Genomic DNA, 23,064 nt, shown 5'->3' with positions numbered 1-23,064 from the left:
CCGGACGTCGCCACTCGGCCTTCACTCTCGTGTGACATAGGCGGGCCGGTGGTTCGAGAACCTCGCAACTGACCTGTCAGGGCAAGCCTGTTGGGCGTCACTCCCGGATCCTCGGGGGTGGCGCCCAGCTCCGTTATGCGAACAGCGATCTCCTCTCTACGGACATTTTTCAGCCAAACTCCGAACACCCTCCTGACATGCACGCGTTCGAACTGGCAGTCTTCCCGAACGCACGTCACACCCGCATCGCTTTGCACCCCCACCTCTTGGCAAAGTTGAAGGAGCACGCGTGACCCCCCACATGTCCCGTAAGACCCGTGTCGCCGGTACCGCCATAGCCGCAGCGGCCCTCCTGGCCGCCGGCATCACCGCAGGTACCGCCGGCGCCTCGCCCGTCCAGGCCCCCACCGCGGACGGTTCGCCCCTCAAGCTCAGTGCCTCGCACCGCGCGGAACTGCTGCGCGACGCGGGCGCCACCAAGGCGCAGACCGCCAAGGAACTCGGTCTGGGCGCCCAGGAGAAGCTGGTCGTCAAGGACGTCATCAAGGACGCCGACGGCACCACGCACACCCGTTACGACCGCACCTACGCCGGCCTGCCGGTGCTGGGCGGCGACCTGATCGTGCACACCGCCAAGGGCGGCGCGGTCAAGAGCACCACCAAGTCGACCGACAAGTCGGTCAAGGTGGCCTCCACCACGGCGAAGATCGCCCCGACGGCCGCCGCACAGTCGGCGCAGGGCACCGCGGCGAAGTCGCTCAGCGCGAAGAAGGCCGACGCGCAGGCCCCCAAGAAGGTCGTCTGGGCCGCCTCCGGCAAGCCCGTCCTCGCCTACGACACCATCGTCAAGGGCGTCAAGAAGGACGGCACCCCCAGCCGGATGCACGTCATCACCGACGCCAACAGCGGCAAGAAGCTGTTCTCGTACGACGACATTCACACCGGCAAGGGCGAGAGCGAGTTCAGCGGCAGCGTCGAGCTGGGCACCACCAAGGAGGGCAGCGGCTTCACGCTGACCGACAAGGAGCGCGGCGGTCACAAGACCACCAACCTGGAGAACTCCGAGTCCGGTGAGGGCAAGGCCTTCACGGACGAGGACGACAAGTGGGGCACCGGCAAGCCCGACGACCCGCAGACCGCGGCCGTCGACGCGCACTACGGTGCCGCCGAGACCTGGGACTACTACAAGACGGTGCACGGCCGCGCCGGCATCAAGGGTGACGGCAAGGGTGCCTCCTCGCGCGTCCACTACGGCAACAACTACGTGAACGCCTTCTGGGACGACGACTGCTTCTGCATGACGTACGGCGACGGCGAGGGCAACAAGGCCCCGCTCACCGCCATCGACGTCGCGGCGCACGAGATGTCGCACGGTGTCACCTCCGCCACCGCCAACCTCACCTACAGCGGTGAGTCCGGCGGCCTGAACGAGGGCACCTCGGACATCTTCGGTACCTCGGTCGAGTTCTACGCCAAGAACGACAAGGACCCGGGCGACTACCTCATCGGCGAGAAGATCGACATCAACGGTGACGGCACGCCGCTGCGCTACATGGACAAGCCGTCCAAGGACGGTCAGTCGAAGGACTTCTGGGACTCCAGCACCGGTGGTCTCGACCCGCACTACTCCTCGGGCGTCGCCAACCACTTCTTCTACCTGCTGTCCGAGGGCAGCGGCCCGAAGGAGATCGGTGGCGTGAAGTACGACAGCCCGACGAAGGACAACACCAAGGTCGAGGGCATCGGCCGGGACAAGGCCGAGAAGATCTGGTTCAAGGCCCTGACCGAGTACATGACCTCGAACACCGACTACAAGGCCGCCCGTGAGGCGACCGTCAAGGCGGCCACCGACCTGTACAAGGCCGGCAGCCCCGAGGTCAAGGGTGTCGAGGCCGCGTGGGACGGCGTCGCCGTCAAGTGACGCACCGCGCGGGAACGCGCTGATCGTCCCGGGGTGAACCACCCCGGAGCGGGCGGTGTCCGGAGAGCACTTCTCCGGGCACCGCCTTCGCGCGTCACGGGGCGGCCGCGGCCACCGGGTGCGCGGCCGCGGGCCGTGGCGCGCCCGGCCGGAGGAAGGTGCGGGAGCCGGATCAGGTCGTCGGCGTCCGCCCCGTAGTCGCTGTGGGCGGCGTCGGGACCGCGGCCGTGGCCCGGCGGTCCGTCAGGAGCAGGCGGCGACGGCAGGCGAGCGGGCGCCGCGCGGCGAAGCCGTAGCGGGCGCCGTCTCCCCAGGTCAGGATCCCGTGGGCGAACACGGCCGGCGGCCCGCGCCCTCCGGCCCCGCCTCACTCGGTCACCCGTATGCCCTGCCCCCCGCGCGCCCGCTCCGCACGGCCCGGCGCGGCCCTCCCGCGGCGGAAGCACGCCTGGAGCCGGGCTCCGCGCACCGGCCGTCGCGTCAACTCACCTGCTCACAGGCGAAGTTCGGCGACTCTCCGCAACCGGCACCCCGCCCTGGTCCCGGCATCAGCTGATATGGCTGATTCCACCCCCTCATGCGCTCTTGTACGGACTCCCTCCTAGAGGGAGGCTGCGTGTGGCGCCGAGGGAACCCGGCCCGGCACCGGACATCCGCACACCGCAACTCCGCTGTGATCACAACGAGTTGAGGAGGCGAACGCCGACCGTGTCTGCGCAGCGCCGCAGTCTCCCGCGAGGGGACGGGGAGGTGTCCGCCGGGTCACGACGGACCGGTGGCCACGTACCCGTGGTGCACCTTCCGCCGGATCGCCCGGCCGCCGCCCGCGGGAAGGCCCGTCGGGTACGCCGTTCCTCGCCCGCGTCGCACACCTGCACAGGATCCACCGGGGGAACCACCGACCGGAGGCCGGCGGAGCACCGACCCGCCCCGCCGTGCCATCCGCCAGCCGAGTGAAAGCGGACAGGAGCGCCCATGCCCGCAACCGGTCCCCTGGCCGTGGAGCGGATACAAAGGACAAAACCCCGCAAAGCGTCACAAGCCCAGGTGAGCCCATGATCGGTCGCATTCCTGTTCTGGACATCCGCCCGCAGATCGATTGCGGCCGCCGCCCGGCGAAGGCGGTGGTGGGTGAGACCTTCGAAGTCTCGGCCACCGTCTTCCGCGAAGGGCACGACGCGGTCGCGGCGAATGTGGTGCTGCGCAATCCGGCCGGCCGCTGCGGCCCGTGGACCCCGATGCGGGAGCACTCACCCGGCTCCGACCGGTGGAGCGCCGAGGTCACCCCCGGCATCGAGGGCCGCTGGTCGTTCACCGTCGAGGCCTGGTCCGACCCGGTCGCCACCTGGCGGCGCCACGCCGCCGTCAAGATCCCGGCGGGCATCGACACCGAGCTGGTGCTCGCCGAGGGCGCCGAGCTCCATGAGCGGGCGGCCTCCGAGGTCCCCAAGAGCGACGGCAGGGAGTCCGTGCTCGCCGCCGTGGACACCCTGCGCAACGCCGAGCTGCCCGCCGCCACCCGACTGGCCGCGGCGCTCTCCCCCCAGGTCACCGCGGCACTGGACCGCCATCCGCTGCGCGAACTGCTCACCGTCTCGCGTCCGATGCCGCTGGTCGTCGAGCGCCGGCGGGCCCTGTACGGCTCGTGGTACGAGCTCTTCCCGCGCTCCGAGGGCGCCACCGTCACCCCGGGCGGGACGGCCGTCAGCGGGAACCTGCGCACCGCCGCCGAACGGCTCCCGGCCGTCGCCGCCATGGGCTTCGACGTCGTCTATCTGCCGCCGGTCCACCCCATCGGCACCTCCTTTCGCAAGGGCCCCAACAACGCGCTCTCGGCCGGCCCGGACGATGTCGGCTCCCCCTGGGCCATCGGCTCGCCGGCCGGCGGCCATGACGCGCTCCACCCGGACCTGGGCACCTTCGAGGACTTCGACCACTTCGTGCGCACCGCCCAGGAGCTGCGGATGGAGGTGGCCCTGGACTTCGCGCTCCAGTGCTCCCCCGACCACCCCTGGGTCACCCTGCACCCCCAGTGGTTCCACCACCGCACGGACGGCTCGATCGCCTACGCCGAGAACCCGCCGAAGAAGTACCAGGACATCTACCCCCTCGCCTTCGACGCCGACTTCCGCGGGCTGGTCCGCGAGACCGAACGCCTGCTGCGCTTCTGGATGGCCAAGGGCGTACGGATCTTCCGGGTGGACAACCCCCACACCAAACCGGTGGCCTTCTGGGAGAAGGTGATCGGCGAGATCAACCGCACCGACCCGGATGTGCTCTTCCTCGCCGAGGCCTTCACCCGCCCCGCCATGGTGCACACCCTCGCCCGGATCGGCTTCCACCAGTCGTACACCTACTTCACCTGGCGCAACACCAAGCAGGAGATCACCGACTACCTCACCGAGCTGTCCGGGGAGAGCGCCGCCTACCTGCGCCCCAACTTCTTCGTGAACACCCCGGACATCCTGCACGCCTACCTCCAGGAGGGCGGACGCCCCGCCTTCGAGGTACGCGCCGTCCTGGCCGCCACCCTCTCCCCCACCTGGGGGGTCTACGCCGGGTACGAGCTCTGCGAGTCGACGCCGCTGCGCCGCGGCAGCGAGGAGTACCTCGACTCGGAGAAGTTCCAACTGAGGCCGCGCGACTGGGATACCGCGGCCAGAGAGGGGCGCACCCTCGCCCCTCTGATCTCCACGCTCAACCGCATCCGGCGCCGGCACCCTGCCCTTCAGCAGCTGCGCAATCTGCATTTCCACCCGGTCGACAACGACGCCGTGCTCGCCTTCTCCAAGCACGAGGGGCACGGCGACCGGGCGGACACGGTGCTCACGGTGGTCAACCTCGACCCGCACCACACCCACGAGGCGACGGTGTCGTTGGACATGCCGGTACTCGGCCTCGGCCGGCACGAGTCCTTTCCGGTGCGCGACGAGCTCACCGGCGATACCTACCACTGGGGCAGAGACAACTATGTGCGCCTGGAGCCGGGCCGCTCGCTCGCGCCCGCCCATGTGCTGTCGCTGCGACCGTCCTCACCGATCGGAGGGTCACCCAATTGATCGTCAATGAGCCTGTCCCCGACACGTTCGAGGACACCCCGGCAAAGGACCGCGATCCCGACTGGTTCAAACGGGCCGTTTTCTACGAAGTCCTGGTGCGTTCCTTCCAGGACAGCAATGGCGACGGCATCGGCGACCTCAAGGGCATCACGGCGAAACTCGACTATCTGCAATGGCTGGGGGTGGACTGTCTCTGGCTGCCGCCGTTCTTCAAATCCCCCTTGCGGGACGGCGGTTACGACGTCGCCGATTACACCGCCGTGCTTCCCGAATTCGGCGATCTGGCCGACTTCGTGGAATTCGTGGATGCCGCACACCATCGCGGCATGCGGGTGATCATCGACATGGTGATGAACCACACCAGCGACCAGCACCCGTGGTTCCAGGAGTCGCGCACCGACCCCGACGGGCCGTACGGCGACTATTACATGTGGGCCGACGACGACAAGCAGTACGGCGACGCCCGCATCATCTTCGTCGACACCGAGGCCTCCAACTGGACCTTCGACCCGGTCCGCAAGCAGTACTTCTGGCACCGCTTCTTCTCCCACCAGCCGGACCTCAACTACGAGAACCCGGCGGTCCAGGAGGAGATGATCTCCGCCCTGCGCTTCTGGCTCGACCTGGGGATCGACGGCTTCCGGCTGGACGCGGTGCCGTACCTCTACGCCGAGGAGGGCACCAACTGCGAGAACCTGCCCGCCTCGCACGCCTTCCTCAAGCGGGTCCGCGCGGAGATCGACGCGCACTACCCGGACACCGTGCTGCTGGCCGAGGCCAACCAATGGCCGGAGGACGTCGTCGACTACTTCGGCGATTACGGCGTCGGCGGCGACGAATGCCATATGGCCTTCCATTTCCCGGTCATGCCGCGCATCTTCATGGCCGTACGGCGCGAATCGCGCTATCCGGTCTCGGAAATCCTCGCCAAGACCCCGGCGATCCCGTCCGGCTGCCAGTGGGGCATCTTCCTGCGCAACCACGACGAGCTGACCCTCGAAATGGTCACGGACGAAGAGCGCGACTACATGTACGCGGAGTACGCCAAGGACCCGCGGATGCGCGCCAATATCGGCATCCGCCGGCGGCTGGCCCCGCTGCTCGACAACGACCGCAATCAGATCGAGCTCTTCACGGCCCTGCTGCTGTCGCTGCCGGGTTCGCCGATTCTCTATTACGGCGACGAGATCGGCATGGGCGACAACATCTGGCTCGGCGACCGGGACGCGGTACGCACCCCGATGCAGTGGACGCCGGACCGCAACGCCGGATTCTCCTCCTGCGACCCGGGCCGGCTCTCGCTGCCGACCATCATGGATCCGGTCTACGGCTACCAGGTCACCAACGTCGAGGCGGCGATGAGTTCGCCCTCCTCGCTGCTGCACTGGACCCGCCGGATGATCGAGATCCGCAAGCAGAACCCGGCGTTCGGGCTCGGCAGCTACACCGAGCTGTCCTCCAGCAATCCGGCGGTGCTGGCCTTCCTGCGGGAGGCGCCGGGCACCGGCGGCGCGGACGACGACCTGGTGCTGTGCGTGCACAACTTCTCGCGCTTCGCCCAGCCGACGGAGCTGGACCTGCGGTCGTTCAGCGGCCGCCATCCGGTGGAACTCATCGGCGGCGTCCGCTTCCCGGCCATCGGAGAGCTGCCGTATCTGCTGACCCTCGCGGGCCACGGGTTCTACTGGTTCCGGCTGCGCAGGAATTCCGGCCGGCCGCCGGTGCCCTGACCGGGCACGGGCGCCGCAGACTCGCCCGTACGCGGCCGCACGGCGCGTACGGGCGTTTTTTGACCTTTCGTTCGGGCAGTCTCCCTACTACCGCACGGGCCGGGTGAGCCATCGTCGGTCCCCCCGGCTCGGGAGGGAGACCGCCGCGCAGCGGAGCAGGGCACGCCGGTAATCGCCGCTGCCGCACCAGACGCGCTCGCCCGGTGCCCGCCCCCGGACCCCGTCCAGGGGCACCGCCGGCACCCCCCGTCTGGGGGTACCCCCACCGCGCCACCGCACAGTCAAGGCCGTATTCCGGGACACTTTGCCCTATATGTCGTGTGCCCGGGGAAAGGACGCGACGCCATGTCGGACACCGCCTCGACCCGTGCCACCCGAAACACCCCTGATCACCGCCCGCTCGTCGCCGCACCGGATCTGCTGTCCTCGCTGGCGCCCCTGCTCGCCGCATGGGTACCACGCCAGCGCTGGTTCGCCGGCAAGGGACGGCTGATCACCGGCTTCACTCTGCTCTCGGCGACCGAGCTGCTGCCGTGCACCGACGCGAGCGCGCCCGGCCTGCTGCTGCTGCTCGTCCGCGCCCAGCAGAGCGCGCCACCGAGCCGTACGCCGTCCGGCGGTGACTGCTACCAGCTCCTGCTGGGAGTGCATCCGGCGCTGTCGCCGCAGTTGGCGCACGCGGCGATCGGCCGTCCGGGCGGCGGCCCGCTGCGCGGTCGCACCGTCTATGACGCGCTGCTCGACAACCGGCTGTGCGGGCTGCTGCTGGAGCGGCTGCGGGTGCCGGGCCGGCTCGGCGCGCTGCGCTTCTGCCGGGAGCCCGATGCCGACATCCCCTCCGGACTGGCGGGCCGGCCGATCGCCGTCGAACAGTCCAACTCCTCGATCGTCTACGGCGATTCCTTCATCCTGAAGGTCTTCCGGCGGATCGAACCGGGCATCAACCCGGATCTGGAGCTGCCGCGGGCCCTGGCGGACGCCAAGTGCGCGCGGGTGCCCGCGCCCGCCGCCTGGTACGAGTCGGCGGCCGCCGAGGAGGGCGGCGAGGCGACGACGCTGGGCGTGCTCCAGCCCTTCCTGCCGGGCTCGGCGGACGGCTGGCAGCTGGCGCTGAACGCGCTGGCCGTCCGCGCGGACTTCACCGGCTCGGCGCGGGCGCTCGGCCATGCCACCGCCGAGGTGCACACCGCGCTCGCCCAGACGCTGCCGACCACCGAGCTGCGCCGCCCGCAGCTCGATGTGATCGCCGCCCAGATGAACGAGCGGCTGGAGGCCACCGCCCGCGCCGTGCCCGTACTCCAGCCCTACCGCGCCCGGCTGCGCACCGCCTTCGACGCGCTCGCCACCCTCGGCCACGACGGCCGCGGCTGGGCCGCCCAGCGCATCCACGGCGATCTGCATCTGGGCCAGACGCTGCGCTCCGCCGACGAGGGCCGCTGGTCGCTGATCGACTTCGAGGGCGAACCCGCCCGCCCGCTGGCCGAGCGGCGCCGGCCGCAGCCGGCCGTACGCGATATCGCGGCGATGCTGCGCTCCTTCGACTACGCCGCGCGCAGCGGCCCGGCCGGCGGCGACCCCTGGGCGCTGGAGTGGGCCCGGCGCACCCGCGACGCCTACTGCCGGGGCTATGCGGAGGCCGGCGGGCTCGATCCGCGCTCGGCACCCGAACTGATGCGCGCCTACGAGACCGACAAGGCCGTCTACGAGGTGCTCTACGAGGCCCGGCACCGGCCCGACTGGCTGTCCGTCCCGATGGCCGCCATCCGGCGGCTGGCGGCCGGCGGGGAGCCGGCCGTGGGCGCGGACGGGTCCGGTCCGGCCCGGTCCCCCGGGCCCGACAACGGCCGGGGGTGAGGGGCCGCAGACGAACCGCCGATCCGCCGCCCGTACGCCCCTGAACCCGACCGACGCCCCGCCCCGCCCGAGGAGGCCCTCTCGTGACCGCCCGCCCGCCGTCCCGCCCCACCACTCCCGACACCGCACCCGCTCCGGGCGCGACCGACGACAGCGCGGCGGGGCGGCCCGGCCACGCGGCGGCGCCCCGGCCGCCGGCCACCGCCCAGCAGGGCACCTTCGCCGGCAGCGCGGCCGGTGCCGCCTCCTTCACCCGGCCGGCCGCACCCCGCCCGACGGCCGCCGCGCCCCGCGAGACGGCAGCCGCGCCCGGCCCGGCTGCCGGTCCCGCGGGCCCGTCACAGGCGGCGCGGCCGGGGTCCGGCAGTCACGGTGTCCGAGCCGCCGCCCCGCTGTCCGAGGCGGACCGCGGCCGGCTCCTGGGCGGTGCCCATCACGATCCGCACGGGCTGCTCGGCGCCCACCCCGTCCGCGGCGGGCTGCTCATCCGGGTCCTGCGGCCGTACGCCGAGCGCGTCACCGTCCTGGCGAAGGGGCTGCGCGCCGACCTGCCCGCCGAGGGCGACGGGCTGTTCGCCGGGGTGCTGCCGCTGCGCACCGTCCCGGAGTACGAGCTGCTCGTCGACTACGGCGACAACGCCCTGACGGTGCAGGACCCCTACCGCTTCCTGCCCACGCTCGGCGAGCTGGACCTGCATCTGTTCGGCGAGGGCCGGCACGAGCAGCTGTGGCAGGCGCTCGGTGCGCGGATCATGGACCATCAGGGCGTGACCGGCACCCGCTTCACGGTCTGGGCGCCCAATGCCCAGGGGGTCCGGGTCGTCGGCAACTTCAACTACTGGGACGGGACCGGCCACCCGATGCGCTCGCTGGGCTCCTCGGGCGTCTGGGAGCTCTTCGTGCCGGGCATCGGTGAGGGCGAGCTGTACAAGTTCGAGATCACCCGGCCGGACGGCTCCCGGACCGTGCGTGCCGACCCGATGGCCCGGCGGACCGAGTGCCCGCCGGCCAACGCCTCGGTCGTCGACGCCTCGCACTACCGCTGGACGGACGGCGACTGGATGGCCCGGCGCGGCGAGCGGCCGGTGCACGAGGCGCCGTTCTCCGTCTACGAGGTGCATCTCGCCTCCTGGCGCCCCGGCCTCACCTACCGCCAGCTGGCCGTCCAACTCCCCGCCTACGTCAAGGACCTGGGCTTCAGCCACGTCGAGTTCATGCCGGTCTCCGAGCACCCCTTCGGCGGCTCCTGGGGCTACCAGGTGACCGGGTTCTACGCACCCACCGCCAGGATGGGCACCCCGGACGACTTCCGGTTCCTGGTCGACGCCCTGCACCGGGCCGGCCTCGGCGTGCTGATGGACTGGGTGCCGGCGCACTTCCCGCGCGACGACTGGGCGCTGGCGGAGTTCGACGGCCGGCCGCTCTACGAACCGCAGGACCCGGCACGGGCCGCGCACCCGGACTGGGGCACCCTGGAGTTCGACTACGGCCGCACCGAGGTCCGTAACTTCCTGGTCGCCAACGCCGTGTACTGGTGCGAGGAGTTCCATATCGACGGCCTGCGGGTGGACGCCGTAGCCTCGATGCTCTACCTCGACTACTCCCGCGAGGACGGCGACTGGACCCCGAACGTCCACGGCGGCCGGGAGAACCTCGACGCGGTCGCCTTCCTCCAGGAGATGAATGCGACGGTCTACCGCCGCTGCCCCGGTGTCGTCACCATCGCCGAGGAGTCCACGGCCTGGGACGGCGTCACCCGCGCCACGCATCATGTGGGCCCCGGCGGCTTCGGCGGTCTGGGCTTCGGCCTGAAGTGGAACATGGGCTGGATGCACGACTCCCTCGGCTATGTCTCCAAGGAGCCGGTGCACCGCAAGTACCACCACGGCGAGATGACCTTCTCGATGATCTACGCCTACTCCGAGAACTATGTGCTGCCGATCTCGCACGACGAGGTGGTGCACGGCAAGCGCGCACTGGTGTCGAAGATGCCCGGTGACTGGTGGCAGCAGCGCGCCAACCACCGGGCCTACCTCGGGTTCATGTGGGCCCACCCCGGCAAGCAACTCCTCTTCATGGGGCAGGAGTTCGCCCAGGGCGCGGAGTGGGCGGAGAGTCACGGACCGGACTGGTGGCTGCTCGACCCGTCGTACGAGGCGGAGCCGGACCACCGGGGCGTACGCGATCTCGTCCGTGAGCTGAACCGCCGGTACGCCGCCACCCCCGCGCTGTGGGAGCGCGACACCGACCCGGCCGGTTTCGCCTGGATCGACGGCGACGCGCACGAGGACAACGTCTTCTCCTTCCTGCGCTTCGCCGCCGACGGCACTCCGCTGATCTCGGTCACCAACTTCTCGCCCGTCGTCCGCCGCGCCTACCGGATCGGCGTGCCCGACACGGTTCCCGCCTGGCGGGAGGTCCTCAACACCGACGACCCGCGCTACGGCGGCAGTGGCGTCACCAACGCCGACGTCCTCAAGGCCGAACCCACCCCCTGGAACGGCCGCGCCTCGTCCGTCTCCCCCGTCCTCCCCCCGCTGGCCACCCTCTGGCTACGCCCCTCCTGACCACCTCATGGCTGATGACTGTCGGACCCTTCTCCCGCAACTGCGGCACCCCCGCCGAACAGATCCGTCCCCCACGTCGCTATGGCCGCTTCCTCCTCGTTCGCACCCCCGCGCACCCGGTCCCGACCGGCCGCGCCTTCCCTGCCACTTGCATACTGCCAGAGGGCACTGACAATCGGTCCGGGTCAGGAAAACCGCAGGTCAGAGGGGTTTGAGAGGGGCTGCGGCGTAGGGTGCGGGGCAGTGTGCCGCCCGGTCGCGCCGAAGGGGCGGATGCCGCATCCGGCACCCGCCCCTTCTCCCCTCCTGCGCCGGGGGTTCAGACCTTGACGGACGTCTTCTCCAGCCCGTCCCGCGGCTCGATGACCTCCGCGGCGACCGGCGTGGCGGCCGCGTCGTCGACCAGCGTCTTCTCGTCGAACGGCACCCGTCCGGCCAGCACCTCCGAGGCCCGGGCCTTGTCGATCTCCTTGGTCCAGGTGCCGATCAGGATGGTGGCCACCGCGTTGCCGGCGAAGTTCGTCAGGGCGCGGGCCTCGCTCATGAAGCGGTCGATGCCGACGATCAGGCCGACGCCGTCGACCAGTTCGGGGCGGTGCGACTGGAGGCCGCCGGCCAGCGTCGCCAGGCCCGCGCCGGTGACGCCCGCCGCGCCCTTCGACGCGATGACCATGAACACCAGCAGCGAGATCTGCTGGCCGAGCGGGAGCGGCTTGCCCATCGCCTCGGCCACGAACAGCGAGGACATCGTCAGGTAGATGGCGGTGCCGTCGAGGTTGAAGCTGTAGCCGGTGGGGACGGTGATGCCGACCACCGGCCTGCTGACGCCCAGGTGCTCCATCTTGGCGATCAGCCGGGGCAGCGCCGACTCCGAGGAGGAGGTGGACAGGATCAGCAGGAATTCCCGGGCGAGGTACTTCAGCAGCAGGAAGATGTTGACGCCGGCGACCAGCCGCAGCAGCGCGCCGAGCACCACGATCACGAACAGCAGACAGGTCGTGTAGAAGCCGACCATGATGACGGCCAGGGACTTCAGTGCGTCCAGGCCGGTCTCGCCGACCACGGCCGCGATGGCGCCGAAGGCTCCCACCGGTGCCGCCCACATGATCATGGACAGCACCCGGAAGACCAGCTTCTGGAGGTGACCGACACCGCGCAGCACCGGCTCGCCCGCCGAGCCCAGCGCCTGGAGCCCGAAGCCGACCAGCAGCGCCACCAGCAGCGTCTGGAGCACCTCACCCTGGGTGAAGGCGGAGACCAGCGTCGTGGGGATCATGCCGAGCAGGAACTCGGACAGGGACTCCCCGCCGCCCTCGGTCTGGGCATGGCCCGCGTGCCGGACGGTCTCGGTCAGATGGAGACCCGATCCGGGGTCCAGCAGGTTGCCGACGACCAGGCCGATGGCCAGCGCGACGGTGGACATGACCATGAAGTAGCCGAGGGCCAGCCCGCCCACCGCGCCGACCTTGGCGGCCTTCCGCACCGAGCCGATGCCCAGCACGATGGTGCAGAAGATGACCGGCGAGATCATCATCTTGATCAGGTTCACGAACCCGGTGCCCAGCGGCTTGAGCTGGACGGCGACACCGGGGGCCGCGAACCCCACGATGATGCCGAGCAGCACCGCCCCGATCACGGCGATGTACAGGAAATGGGTCCGGTCCCGCTTCGCCGGTGCGGTCTCCTCGGTGGTGCCCCCGGTGGACGGGGTCTGTGCAGCCACGGCTGCCTCCTCGGTCTACGGCTGTGCGCTGATCTGCGGCTCTGTCACACAACAAGTTCCGGCGACTATGCACGCCGCTGTGGCGCCCGTCACCCTTGCGTACATTTCGTTCACGTAAAACTGACCGTGCAGACGGTTCCGAAAGCGACCGTGCAGACTGTTGCGTATGCGACTCCCCCGACCCCGCCCGTCCCGCCGGCTGCGCGGTCCCCGCAGCCTCGCCGGACAGCTCTTCGCCATGCAGGTGGTGCTGGTGGCGGTGGTCGTCATGGGCTGCGCGCTCTTTGCGTACGTCAGCGCGGGACGGCAGGCGGAGGAGACCGCGCGGCGGCAGGCGACCGCGGCGGCCACCGCCGTCGCCGACTCCCCGGCAGTGGTGGCGGCGGCGCGCGGCAAGGACCCGACGGCCGCGCTCCAGCCCTATGCCGAGCGGCTGCGGCGCGATGCGGGCGTCGACTTCGTGGTGGTGATGGCCCGGGACGGGACCCGCTGGACGCACCCCGAGCCGTCCGCGATCGGCCGGAAGTACCTGGGGCACATTGGGCCCGCACTGCACGGCAGGGTCTTCCCCGAGACGCACATGGGGGTGCTCGGACCGTCCGTACGGGTTGTCGCGCCGGTCCGTGACCCGCAGCGCGGCGGCCGGATCACGGCCCTGGTCAGCTCCGGGATCACCATCGAGACGATCAGTGCGCAGCTGCGCGACCAGGTCCTCGCGCTGGTCGGCGTGGCCGCGGCGGCGCTCGCGCTGGGCGGCCTCGGGACGTATGTGATCAATGCCCGGCTGCGGCGGCACACCCACGGGATGAACGCGGCCGAGCTCAGCCGGATGCACGAGTACCACCAGGCCGCGCTGCACGCCGTACGCGAGGGGCTCCTGATGCTCGACGGGCGGCGCAGGGTCGCCCTGATCAACGACGGCGGGCGGGAGCTGCTGGGGCTGTCGGACGACGCGGTGGGCCGTCTCGTCACCGAGCTGGGGCTGCCGGAGCCGCTGACCGAGGCGCTGCTGGCGCCCGGACCGCGCGTCGACGAGCTCCAGCTGACCCGCGAGCGGGTGCTGGTCGTCAACTCCGCACCGGTCTCCGGCGGGGAGCGCCGCGGCAGCGTCGTCACCCTGCGCGACCACACCGAACTCCAGGCGCTGTCCGGGGAGTTGGACTCGGTACGCGGCTTCACCGAGGCACTGCGCTCACAGGCGCACGAGGCCGCCAACCGGCTGCACACCGTGGTCTCGCTGATCGAGCTGGGGCGGGCCGAGGAGGCCGTGGAGTTCGCGACCGCGGAGCTGGAACTGGCACAGGCGCTGACCGATCAGGTGGTCGGCGCGGTCGCCGAGCCGGTGCTCGCCGCGCTGCTGCTCGGCAAGGCCGCGCAGGCCAACGAGCGCGGCGTCGAACTGACCCTGACCCCCGACAGCCGGATCGACGACGGGCTGCTGCCGCCCGGTCTGCCGGCCCGCGATCTGGTGACGGTGCTGGGCAATCTCCTCGACAACGCCCTCGACGCCGCCGCACCCACCCCGGAGCACACCCCCACCGAGCCGCCGCGGGTCCACGTCACCGCACGGGCGGACGGCGACGAGCTGCTGCTGCGGGTGGCGGACAACGGTCCGGGGGTGGCCGCGGACGCCGTCGAGGAGATCTTCCAGCGGGGCTGGAGCACCAAGCAGAGCACCACCGCGCCCGCCCGGGGCCGCGGCCTGGGCCTGGCCCTGGTTCAGCAGGCGGTACGCCGCAACGGCGGCACCGTCACCCTGGACCGGGCACCGGAGGGCGGCGCGCGGTTCACCGTACGGCTGCCGCTGCGCACGGGGGCGACGGCATGAGCGCGGCGGCGGGCGCGGCCCGTCCGGCGGCGAGAGGATGTGCCCGGTGACCCCCTCCGACATCCGGGTCCTCGTCGTCGAGGACGATCCGGTCGCCGCCGACGCACACGCCCTGTACGTGGGCCGGGTGCCCGGCTTCACCGTCTCCGGCACCGTGCACTCCGGCGCCGGCGCCCGCCGCCACCTCGAACAGCACGCCGTCGATCTGCTCCTGCTCGACCTCTACCTGCCCGACGGCCACGGGCTCCAGCTGGTGCGGACGCTGCGCGCGGCCGGTCACACCGCGGACGTCATCGCGGTCACCTCCGCCCGCGATCTGGCGATGGTGCGCGAGGGCGTCTCGCTCGGGGTGGTGCAGTACGTGCTGAAGCCGTTCACCTTCGCCACCCTGCGCGACCGGCTCACCCGCTATGCCGAGTTCCGTGCCACCACGGGCGAGGCCAGCGGACAGGACGAGGTGGACCGGGCGATCGCCGCACTGCGCGCACCGCGTCCGGCCTCGCTGCCCAAGGGGCTGACCGCGGCCACCCTGCGGGCGGTGACCGAAGTGCTGCGGGCCGCGGGGAGCGGGCTGACGGCGGCCGAGGCGGCCGCCGACGTGGGCATCTCCCGGATCACCGCCCGCCGTTATCTCGAACATCTCGTGGAGAGCGGCCGGGCCGCCCGCGCGCCCCAGTACGGCCAGGTCGGCCGCCCCGAATTGCGCTATCGGTGGTCGGGCCATTGACCGGCCGTGACAGCTGACCTACTTTCAGCGGGCAGCCCGCCGTGGTTAGTTGGAGGTCGCCGTGCGCCCCACCGCCCCGCTGATTCTTCTGGCCGCCGCCGTCGTGGCCGCCGGCACGCTCACCGCCTGCGGCAGCGGGTCCGGGAGCGACAAGAACACCGTCAAGCTCGCCTTCATCAAGGACACCAACGGCAAGGTCACCGTCCGGGACGACTATGTCCGCCTCGTGGCACGGCAGTTCGAGAAGAACCACCCCGGCAAGAAGGTCCGGCTGATCCCGATCCAGGCGTCGGAGAACGACTACTACACCAAGATCCAGCAGATGATGCGCTCCCCGCGGACCGCGCCGGACGTGGTCTACGAGGACACCTTCCTGGTCAACTCCGATATCAAGGCGGGGCTGTTGCGTCCGCTGGACGACCGCCTCGGGACCTGGGACGACTGGCGGCAGTTCGAGCCGGCCGCGCAGGCCGCGGCCAAGGGACAGGACGGCAGGACCTACGGCGTCCCGGACGGTACGGACACCCGCGGGCTGTGGTTCAACAAGAAGATCTTCAAGAAGGCCGGGCTGCCGGCGGACTGGCGGCCCAGGGACTGGGCCGCGGTGCTGGACGCGGCCCGGACCATCAAGCGCAAGGTCCCCGGCGTCATCCCGCTGAACGTCTTCACCGGCAAGGGCGCGGGCGAGGCCGCCGTCATGCAGGGCTTCGAGATGCTGCTGTACGGGACCGGCGAGCACCAGCTCTACGACCCGGGGGCCGAGAAGTGGGCCACCGGCACCAAGGGCTTCAAGGACAGCCTGCGCTTCCTCGACACGGTCTACAAGGAGAAGCTCGGCCCCGACGTCTCCGACGCGCTCAGCCCCAACATCCAGACCAATGTGGCCGCCGAGCTGCTGCCCGAGGAGAAGCTCGCCATCGACCTCGACGGCTCGTGGCTGGGCCAGCAGTGGCAGAAGACCGGTGGCGGCAACCCCTGGCCCGCCTGGTCGGCCACGCTCGGCCAGGCGCCGTTCCCCACCCAGCACGGCACCCCGCCCGGCAAGGTCAGCCTGGCCGGCGGCTGGACCTGGTCGGTGCCGCAGAAGTCCCGGCAGCCCGAACTGGCCTGGAAGCTGATCAAGACCTTCCAGTCGAAGCCGAACGCCCTGGAATGGTGCGTACGGGGCGCCCAGATCGCGGTGCGCAAGGACGTCGCGGCCGACCCGCGCTACCGGACCTCGGTGCCCGGCATCGGCTTCTTCACCGGTCTGGTCAAGATCAGCCAGTACCGGCCCGCACTCCCCGAGTACCCCCGGGTCGCCTCGGCGATCGGCGAGGCGATGGAGGCGGTCACCGCCGGTGACGCCTCGCCGGACAAGGCCGCCGCGGACTATGACGCGGCGCTGACGTCCCTGGTCGGCGGCCGGACCGTCGCCAAGCCATGACCGGCGCCGTCGCCGGGAAGGCCGCGGCCCGCGCCCGGACGCCCGGCGCACCGTCGCCCGGCAGGGTGCGCACCCGTCTGCTGCGCTGGTCCCCGCTCGCCCCGGCCACCGTCCTGCTGCTGCTCTTCCTCGTCGGCCCGATCGGCTACTGCGTCTTCATCGCCTTCACCGACACCCAGCTGACCGGCCAGGAGTCGGCGTCCTTCGTCGGTCTGGCCAACTTCCGGCATGCCTTCGGCGATCCGGCCTTCCGCAACGCCGTGGTGCTGACCCTGGTGTTCACCGTGCTCTCCTCGGTCCTCGGGCAGAACACCCTGGGCCTGGCGCTGGCCGGTCTGATGCGCCGCGCCTCGCGGCCCGTACGGTCGCTGACCGGCGCGCTGGTGATCTGCGCCTGGGTGCTCCCGGAGATCGTCGCGGGCTTCTTGCTCTACACCTTCTTCGAGCGGCGCGGCACCCTCAACGCCCTCTTGGAGTGGCTCCATCTGCCCACCCAGAACTGGCTGTTCACGCTGCCCGTCCTGGCCGTGTCGTTCGCCAACGTCTGGCGCGGTACGGCCTTCTCGATGCTGATCTATTCCGCGGCGCTCGCCGAGATCCCCCAGGAGGTCACCGAGTCCGCCGAGGTCGACGGGGCGGGCGGGGTACGGCGGCTGTGGCACATCACGCTGCCGATGATCCGCCGCTCCATCGGCACCAATCTGATGCTCAACACCCTCCAGACACTCTCCGTCTTCGGGCTGATCTGGGCGATGACGCGGGGCGGTCCGGGCAACCGCAGCCAGACGCTGCCGGTGTTCATGTACGACCAGGCGTTCCTGAAGTCCCTGATCGGCTACGGGACCGCGGTGGCGCTGCTGTTGCTGCTGGTGGGCGCGCTGTTCTCGGCGGTCTACCTGCGCCTGATGCGCGAGGAGGTCTGAGCCGTGCCGCCTTCCCGCCGCCTCCTGCCCCGGGCTCTTTGGCACGCTCCGCGCAGGGGGAACCGCCATCGGCTGGCCGCCGACGCCGGGCTGCTGGCCGTCGCGGTGGCGTTCGCGATTCCGCTGGTGTGGCTGGTGCTGTCGTCGCTGGACACGGAGGCGACGCTGCGGGTGCGGCTGCCCACGTCCCCGTCGCCGGACAACTTCTCGGCGGTGCTGACCGGCGAGATCACCTTCACCCCGATGCTCAACAGCCTGCTGATCTGCGGGGGCGCGACCCTGCTCACGGTGCTCTGCGCGGCGCTCGCCGCCTATCCGCTGTCCCGTTTCCGCTCGCGCTTCTCCCGCCCGTACCTGCTGACGATCCTGTTCTCCACCTGTCTGCCGATCACCGCGGTCATGGTCCCGGTCTACGGGCTGTTCGTGCAGGTGAACCTGATCGACACCCGGTACGGCACCGCACTGTTCCTGGCCGCCGCCCAACTCCCGTTCGCCATCTGGCTGATGAAGAACTTCATGGACGGGGTCCCGAAGGTGCTGGAGGAGGCGGCCTGGACGGACGGCGCCTCCTGGCCGCAGACCCTGCTGCGGGTGATCCTGCCGCTGATGGGCCCCGGGGTCGCCGTCGTCGCGATCTACACCTTCATCATGATGTGGGGCAACTTCTTCGTGCCCTTCATGCTGCTGCTCTCCCCGGAGCAACTGCCCGCCTCGGTGAGCATTTTCAATTTCTTCGGCAATTACGGGGCCATTGCCTTCGGTGAACTGTCGGCATTCTCGATCCTGTACTCGACACCGGTGCTCGTGCTGTACATCCTTATCTCCCGGCGGCTCGGCGGCGGCTTTGCGCTCGGTGGCGCGGTGAAGGGCTGAGCGCAGCTCGTGCGGGGAAAGCCCGCGAGGCCGGGACGGAAAACCGGCCGGCTAGTAGCTTCCTACGACTTTCCGGCTTGGGTATCCGCACGATAGGAGCGGAGCCGCCTCGTCACTTACCGTGTGCCGGTGAATACGCAAGCCGGGGAGCCACGCCGGCCCCCTTTCGACGCCGAAGCCGCCCGACGGCTCCGCGAGGCCCTCGGCATGACCCCTGCCCATGTCGCCTATGGAATAGGGGCCGCGTTCGGCATACGGATATCGCCCGCGACGGTGGTGTCCTGGGAAGACGGCCGGAGCACCCCCACGGAGGCCGAACTGACCGCGCTGGCCGGCGCCCTGTGGTGTGCGCCGGGCGAACTCCTCGGCGCACCGGACACGCTGCGCGAATTCCGGATGACACGGGGCCTCGCCCCGGCGGACCTCGCGCTGCGGACCGGCATGGACCAGATCGCGTACGAGCGTCTGGAGGCGGGCGGGAGGTGGAGCGGCAACGACCGGCAGGCCGCGGCGCTCGCCGAGGTGCTGGACCTGCCGCTGCCGGCACTGATCCGCTTCACCGGCCAGGACGGGAAGCTGACCGAGCTGCTGACCAGCGCCGCCACCACCCGCTGGCAGGCCTATGTCCGGCCGGTCGGCAAGGTCGTACCGCTGCCCAAGCACCGGCTCCAGGACGTGCTCCAGGAGTTGCACGCCGACTACCAGGCGACCATGACCGCTACGCTCAACTGGGGCGGTTCGGGCAGCGCCGATGAATCCGGCAGGGCGGGACGCGCCTTTCTCGACGGCATTCTGGCGGAATTCTGGGCGCGGGCCGGCACCGAGCACCCCTGAGTTGCCCGCGCGACCCCGAGACTCCCCGTCGGCCAGAGGTCGGACGGCCGTCCGTCCAGAGAATGACGCCGGGCACGGTGATGGCACTTCCGGCCGGTGCGGCTTTCGGTCCTTGCGGCCGAGGCACAGGCTGACCTGTGCATTCGAGAATGAGGACATCGAATCTTCCGTCCCCTCTCCAGGAGTTCCCGTGTCCCACGCGGCCGCCCTTCCGGGTTTCCCCGGTTCCCCCGCCCCCACCCGTGCCGCCGTCGCCGCCCGCGCCACGGATCTGAGCAAGGTCTACGGCCAGGGGGAGACGCGAGTGGTCGCGCTGGACTCCGTCTCGGTCGAGTTCGGCAAGGCCCGATTCACCGCGATCATGGGCCCGTCCGGCTCCGGCAAGTCGACGCTGATGCACTGCATGGCCGGCCTGGACGCGATCTCCTCCGGCTCCGCCCGGATCGGTGACGTGGAGCTGGCGTCGCTGAACGACAAGCAGCTGACGCGGCTGCGCCGGGACAAGATCGGCTTCATCTTCCAGGCGTTCAATCTGCTGCCCACGCTCACCGCGCTGGAGAACATCACGCTGCCGATGGACATCGCGGGCCGCAAGCCCGACCGCGAGTGGCTCAACGCCGTCATCGAGACCGTCGGCCTGTCCGGGCGGCTCGCGCACCGGCCGGCCCAGCTCTCCGGCGGCCAGCAGCAGCGGGTCGCGGTGGCGCGGGCGCTGGCCGCCCAGCCGGAGATCATCTTCGCGGACGAGCCGACCGGCAACCTCGACTCCCGCTCCGGCGCCGAAGTGCTGGGCTTCCTGCGGGAGTCGGTGCAGGCGATGGAGCAGACGGTCGTGATGGTCACCCATGACCCGGTCGCCGCGGGCTACGCGGACCGGGTGGTCTTCCTCGCGGACGGCCGGATCGTCGAGGAGCTCCACGACCCGACCCCGGACGCCGTCCTGGACCGGATGCGGCTGTTCGACGCCAAGGGCCGTACGCGCTGACCCCGGCGCACCGCGCCCCGCCGTTCTCCGCCCCCCGGGGCGCTGCCCTTCATCCCGAGCCACCGGACCCAGGACTGACACCACCACCATGCTGCGTACTGCCCTGCGCAATGTCCTTGCGCACAAAGCCCGATTGATGATGACCGCGCTCGCGGTCCTGCTCGGCGTCGCCTTCGTCGCCGGCACCCTCATCTTCAGCGACACCGTCGGCGAGGCCATCAAGAAGGCCTCCGCCAAGAACCTCAAGGGGGTGGCCGTCTCCGTCCAGGCCGTCTCCGACGACAACGCCCCGCCGACCGGCAAGGACGGCAAGCGCACCACCCTCCTCGACGACAAGCTGGTGGACACCGTCCGCGCCCTGCCCGGCGTGCAGTCCGTACGGCGCAACGTCGCCGGCACGGCGACCCTCGCCGGCCCGGACGGCATACCGATCGGCAAGGGCTGGCAGAACATCGCCACCAACTTCCAGCCGGACAAGGACGGCTACGACGAGCGCTATCCGCTGATGGAGGGCCGCGGACCGGCCGCCGCGAACGAGATCGCGCTGGACGAGGCCACCGCGAAGGCGGCCGGACACAAGGTCGGCGACTCGGTGCGGTTCGCCACCGACGGCCCGGTGCTGACGAAGAAGCTGGTCGGCATCGTCACCACCGAGGACCCGCAGGTGACCGCGGGCGGCAGCCTCGCGCTCTTCGACACCGCCACCGCACAGAAGCTGTATCTGCACCCGGGCCAGTTCGACGAGCTGGTGGTGGGCGCCGCGCCCGGCACCGATCAGCAGGCCCTGACCGCCAAGGTCCGTGAGGTACTGCCCAAGGACCGCGCCGAGGCGACCAGCGGCACCGCACTCGCCGCCGAGCAGTCCCGGATGATCACCGAACAGAACAAGTCGCTGAGCCAGACCCTGCTGGTCTTCGCCGGTATCGCGCTGTTCGTCGGCATCTTCATCATCGCCAACACCTTCACCATGCTGATCTCCCAGCGCAGCCGGGAGATCGCCCTGCTCCGCGCGGTCGGCGCCTCCCGCCGGCAGGTGGTGCGCTCGGTACTCGCCGAGGCGGGTCTGCTGGGCCTGGTCTCGTCCGTCATCGGGCTCGGGCTGGGCGCCGGGATCGCCGTGGGCCTGCGGGCGGTGCTCGACGCCAACGGCGCGGGCTTCCCGGACGGGCCGGTCATCGTCAGCCCGACCGCGGTGCTCTCCGCGCTCGGCGTGGGTGTCGTGGTGACCGTACTGGCCGCCTGGCTGCCGTCCCGCAAGGCGGCGAAGATCGCCCCGGTGGAGGCGCTCAACACCGTCGAGGCGCCGCCGGCGCTGCGCAGTCTGGTGATCCGCAACTCCCTCGGCACGGTCGTCACCGGCCTAGGCGTCGCGGTCATGTTCTACGTCACCACCCTCAAGTCCTCCGACGACCTGCCGGTCGCCATGGCGGGCTCGATGCTGACGCTGACCGGCGTCATCATCCTGGCGCCGCTGCTGTCGCGGCCCCTGGTCTCGCTGGCGGGCGTCGTCACCACCCGGCTCTTCGGCATCGGCGGCAAGCTGGCCAAGGAGAACGCGCTGCGCAACCCGCGCCGTACGGCGGCCACCGCGTCGGCCCTGATGATCGGCCTCACGCTGATCACCGGCATGACGGTCGTCGGGAACTCGGCGCAGCAGGCCATGGACAAGATGACGGCCAACGGGCTGAAGGCCGACTACAAGATCGCGACTTCGACGTTCATCGGTCTGGACACCAAGCTGTCGCAGAAGGTGGCGCAGATCCCGGGCGTCGAGGCGATGGCCCCGCTGCGCAACTCCGGTGTCGAGACCGGCGATTCCTCCCTGAACCTGGTCGGCACCGATCTCGCGGCCATCGGCAAGGTCGCCCAACTGGACTTCACCAGCGGCTCGTTGACGGCACCCGGCGCCGACGGCATCGCGGTCTCCCGGACCGCGGCCAAGGAGCACGGCTGGCAGACCGGCGACACCTTCGACGGGACCTTCTTCGACAAGAAGAAGACGAAGCTGAAGATCGTCGGAATCTACGCGGACAACCCGGTGATCGGCGAGGCGATCGGCGCCACGTCCCTGGTGGACCCGCACCTGACCGAGCTGAAGAACGACGAGCTGCTGGTCAAGGCCGCTGACGGCCCGAAGGAAGAGCTGGAGAAGCAGATCCGGCACGCCCTCGGCGACAGCCCGCTGCTGAAGGTCCAGGACCACGCCGACCTGCGCAAGGAGAACGCCGGGCAGATCGAGACCGTGCTCTACATCGTCTACGGGCTGCTGGGCATGGCCGTGATCATCGCGGTGGTGGGCGTCGTCAACACCCTGGCCATGTCGGTCTTCGAGCGGACCCGCGAGATCGGGATGCTGCGGGCGATCGGACTGGCCCGCAGCGGCATCAAGCAGATGGTCCGGCTGGAGTCGGTGGTCATCTCGCTGTTCGGCGCGGTCCTGGGGATCGGCGTGGGCGTCTTCCTCTCCTGGGCCGGCGGCAACCTGGTCAGCCAGGGGCTCCCGACCTACGAACTGCTGCTGCCCTGGGGCCGGCTCGGGCTGTTCCTGCTGATCGCGCTGGTCGTGGGCGTGCTGGCCGCGCTCTGGCCGGCCCGCCGGGCGGCCCGGCTGAAC

Annotated in this window: 14 protein-coding genes; 13 read left to right on the top strand and 1 reads right to left on the bottom strand. The window is 70.8% G+C overall.

Annotation, left to right across the window (positions count from 1 at the left end):
- The first annotated feature begins 289 nt into the window (after positions 1-289).
- The 5 genes from M8I34_RS05550 (at position 290) to glgB (ending at position 11,131) form a co-directional block, all read left to right on the top strand.
- The gene (locus M8I34_RS05550; RefSeq protein WP_308371918.1) at positions 290-1,921 is read left to right on the top strand and encodes a M4 family metallopeptidase; all 1,632 of its coding nucleotides are present in this window, start codon (positions 290-292) and stop codon (positions 1,919-1,921) included.
- A gap of 1,055 nt (positions 1,922-2,976) precedes the next feature.
- The gene (locus M8I34_RS05545) at positions 2,977-4,980 is read left to right on the top strand and encodes an alpha-1,4-glucan--maltose-1-phosphate maltosyltransferase (protein WP_250048179.1); all 2,004 of its coding nucleotides are present in this window, start codon (positions 2,977-2,979) and stop codon (positions 4,978-4,980) included.
- The gene (gene treS / locus M8I34_RS05540; protein WP_244418631.1) at positions 4,977-6,710 is read left to right on the top strand and encodes a maltose alpha-D-glucosyltransferase; all 1,734 of its coding nucleotides are present in this window, start codon (positions 4,977-4,979) and stop codon (positions 6,708-6,710) included. The genes M8I34_RS05545 and treS overlap by 4 nt, the downstream gene beginning before the upstream one ends.
- Before the next feature lie 345 nt (positions 6,711-7,055).
- Positions 7,056-8,564: a phosphotransferase gene (locus tag M8I34_RS05535; protein ID WP_250048178.1), complete on the top strand. Its 1,509-nt coding sequence runs from the start codon at positions 7,056-7,058 to the stop codon at positions 8,562-8,564.
- An 83-nt stretch (positions 8,565-8,647) separates the two neighbouring features.
- On the top strand, positions 8,648-11,131 hold the full coding sequence (gene glgB / locus M8I34_RS05530; RefSeq protein ID WP_250048177.1) for a 1,4-alpha-glucan branching enzyme: 2,484 nt from the start codon (positions 8,648-8,650) through the stop codon (positions 11,129-11,131).
- 319 nt (positions 11,132-11,450) lie between these two features.
- Here glgB and M8I34_RS05525 read toward each other — a convergent pair whose 3' ends face one another.
- Positions 11,451-12,854, bottom strand: coding sequence for a cation:dicarboxylate symporter family transporter (locus M8I34_RS05525; protein ID WP_250048176.1), 1,404 nt, complete (start codon positions 12,852-12,854; stop codon positions 11,451-11,453).
- A gap of 166 nt (positions 12,855-13,020) precedes the next feature.
- Here M8I34_RS05525 and M8I34_RS05520 point away from each other — a divergent pair, with 166 nt between their 5' ends.
- The 8 genes from M8I34_RS05520 to M8I34_RS05485 all read left to right on the top strand — a co-directional run.
- A complete protein-coding gene (locus M8I34_RS05520; protein ID WP_250048175.1) occupies positions 13,021-14,682 on the top strand; it encodes a sensor histidine kinase in 1,662 nt (553 codons plus the stop codon).
- A gap of 37 nt (positions 14,683-14,719) precedes the next feature.
- Positions 14,720-15,409, top strand: a complete 690-nt coding sequence (locus tag M8I34_RS05515; protein WP_329173090.1) for a response regulator — start codon at positions 14,720-14,722, stop codon at positions 15,407-15,409.
- 61 nt (positions 15,410-15,470) lie between these two features.
- Positions 15,471-16,835: an extracellular solute-binding protein gene (locus M8I34_RS05510; RefSeq protein ID WP_250048173.1), complete on the top strand. Its 1,365-nt coding sequence runs from the start codon at positions 15,471-15,473 to the stop codon at positions 16,833-16,835.
- Positions 16,832-17,758: a carbohydrate ABC transporter permease gene (locus tag M8I34_RS05505; protein WP_250048172.1), complete on the top strand. Its 927-nt coding sequence runs from the start codon at positions 16,832-16,834 to the stop codon at positions 17,756-17,758. The genes M8I34_RS05510 and M8I34_RS05505 overlap by 4 nt, the downstream gene beginning before the upstream one ends.
- Before the next feature lie 3 nt (positions 17,759-17,761).
- A complete protein-coding gene (locus tag M8I34_RS05500; protein ID WP_250048171.1) occupies positions 17,762-18,631 on the top strand; it encodes a carbohydrate ABC transporter permease in 870 nt (289 codons plus the stop codon).
- Between the two features lie 123 nt (positions 18,632-18,754).
- The gene (locus M8I34_RS05495) at positions 18,755-19,465 is read left to right on the top strand and encodes a helix-turn-helix transcriptional regulator (RefSeq protein ID WP_250048170.1); all 711 of its coding nucleotides are present in this window, start codon (positions 18,755-18,757) and stop codon (positions 19,463-19,465) included.
- A gap of 190 nt (positions 19,466-19,655) precedes the next feature.
- Positions 19,656-20,450, top strand: a complete 795-nt coding sequence (locus tag M8I34_RS05490; protein ID WP_250048169.1) for an ABC transporter ATP-binding protein — start codon at positions 19,656-19,658, stop codon at positions 20,448-20,450.
- 88 nt (positions 20,451-20,538) lie between these two features.
- On the top strand, positions 20,539-23,064 hold a 2,526-nt coding region (locus M8I34_RS05485; RefSeq protein WP_250048168.1), incomplete at its 3' end, for an ABC transporter permease.

Source organism: Streptomyces sp. MCA2 (assembly GCF_023544705.1).
Taxonomy (GTDB): domain Bacteria; phylum Actinomycetota; class Actinomycetes; order Streptomycetales; family Streptomycetaceae; genus Streptomyces; species Streptomyces decoyicus.
The sequence above is the reverse complement of the archived record's forward strand: the minus strand, read 5'-3'. Positions and strand labels throughout refer to the sequence as shown.

Bases quoted from the DNA above. Each gene is read 5' to 3' on its own strand.
- M8I34_RS05515 (WP_329173090.1), top strand. From the start codon at position 14,720: ATGTGCCCGGTGACCCCCTCCGACATCCGGGTCCTCGTCGTCGAGGAC.
- M8I34_RS05545 (WP_250048179.1), top strand. From the start codon at position 2,977: ATGATCGGTCGCATTCCTGTTCTGGACATCCGCCCGCAGATCGATTGC.
- M8I34_RS05520 (WP_250048175.1), top strand. From the start codon at position 13,021: ATGCGACTCCCCCGACCCCGCCCGTCCCGCCGGCTGCGCGGTCCCCGC.
- M8I34_RS05505 (WP_250048172.1), top strand. From the start codon at position 16,832: ATGACCGGCGCCGTCGCCGGGAAGGCCGCGGCCCGCGCCCGGACGCCC.
- M8I34_RS05535 (WP_250048178.1), top strand. From the start codon at position 7,056: ATGTCGGACACCGCCTCGACCCGTGCCACCCGAAACACCCCTGATCAC.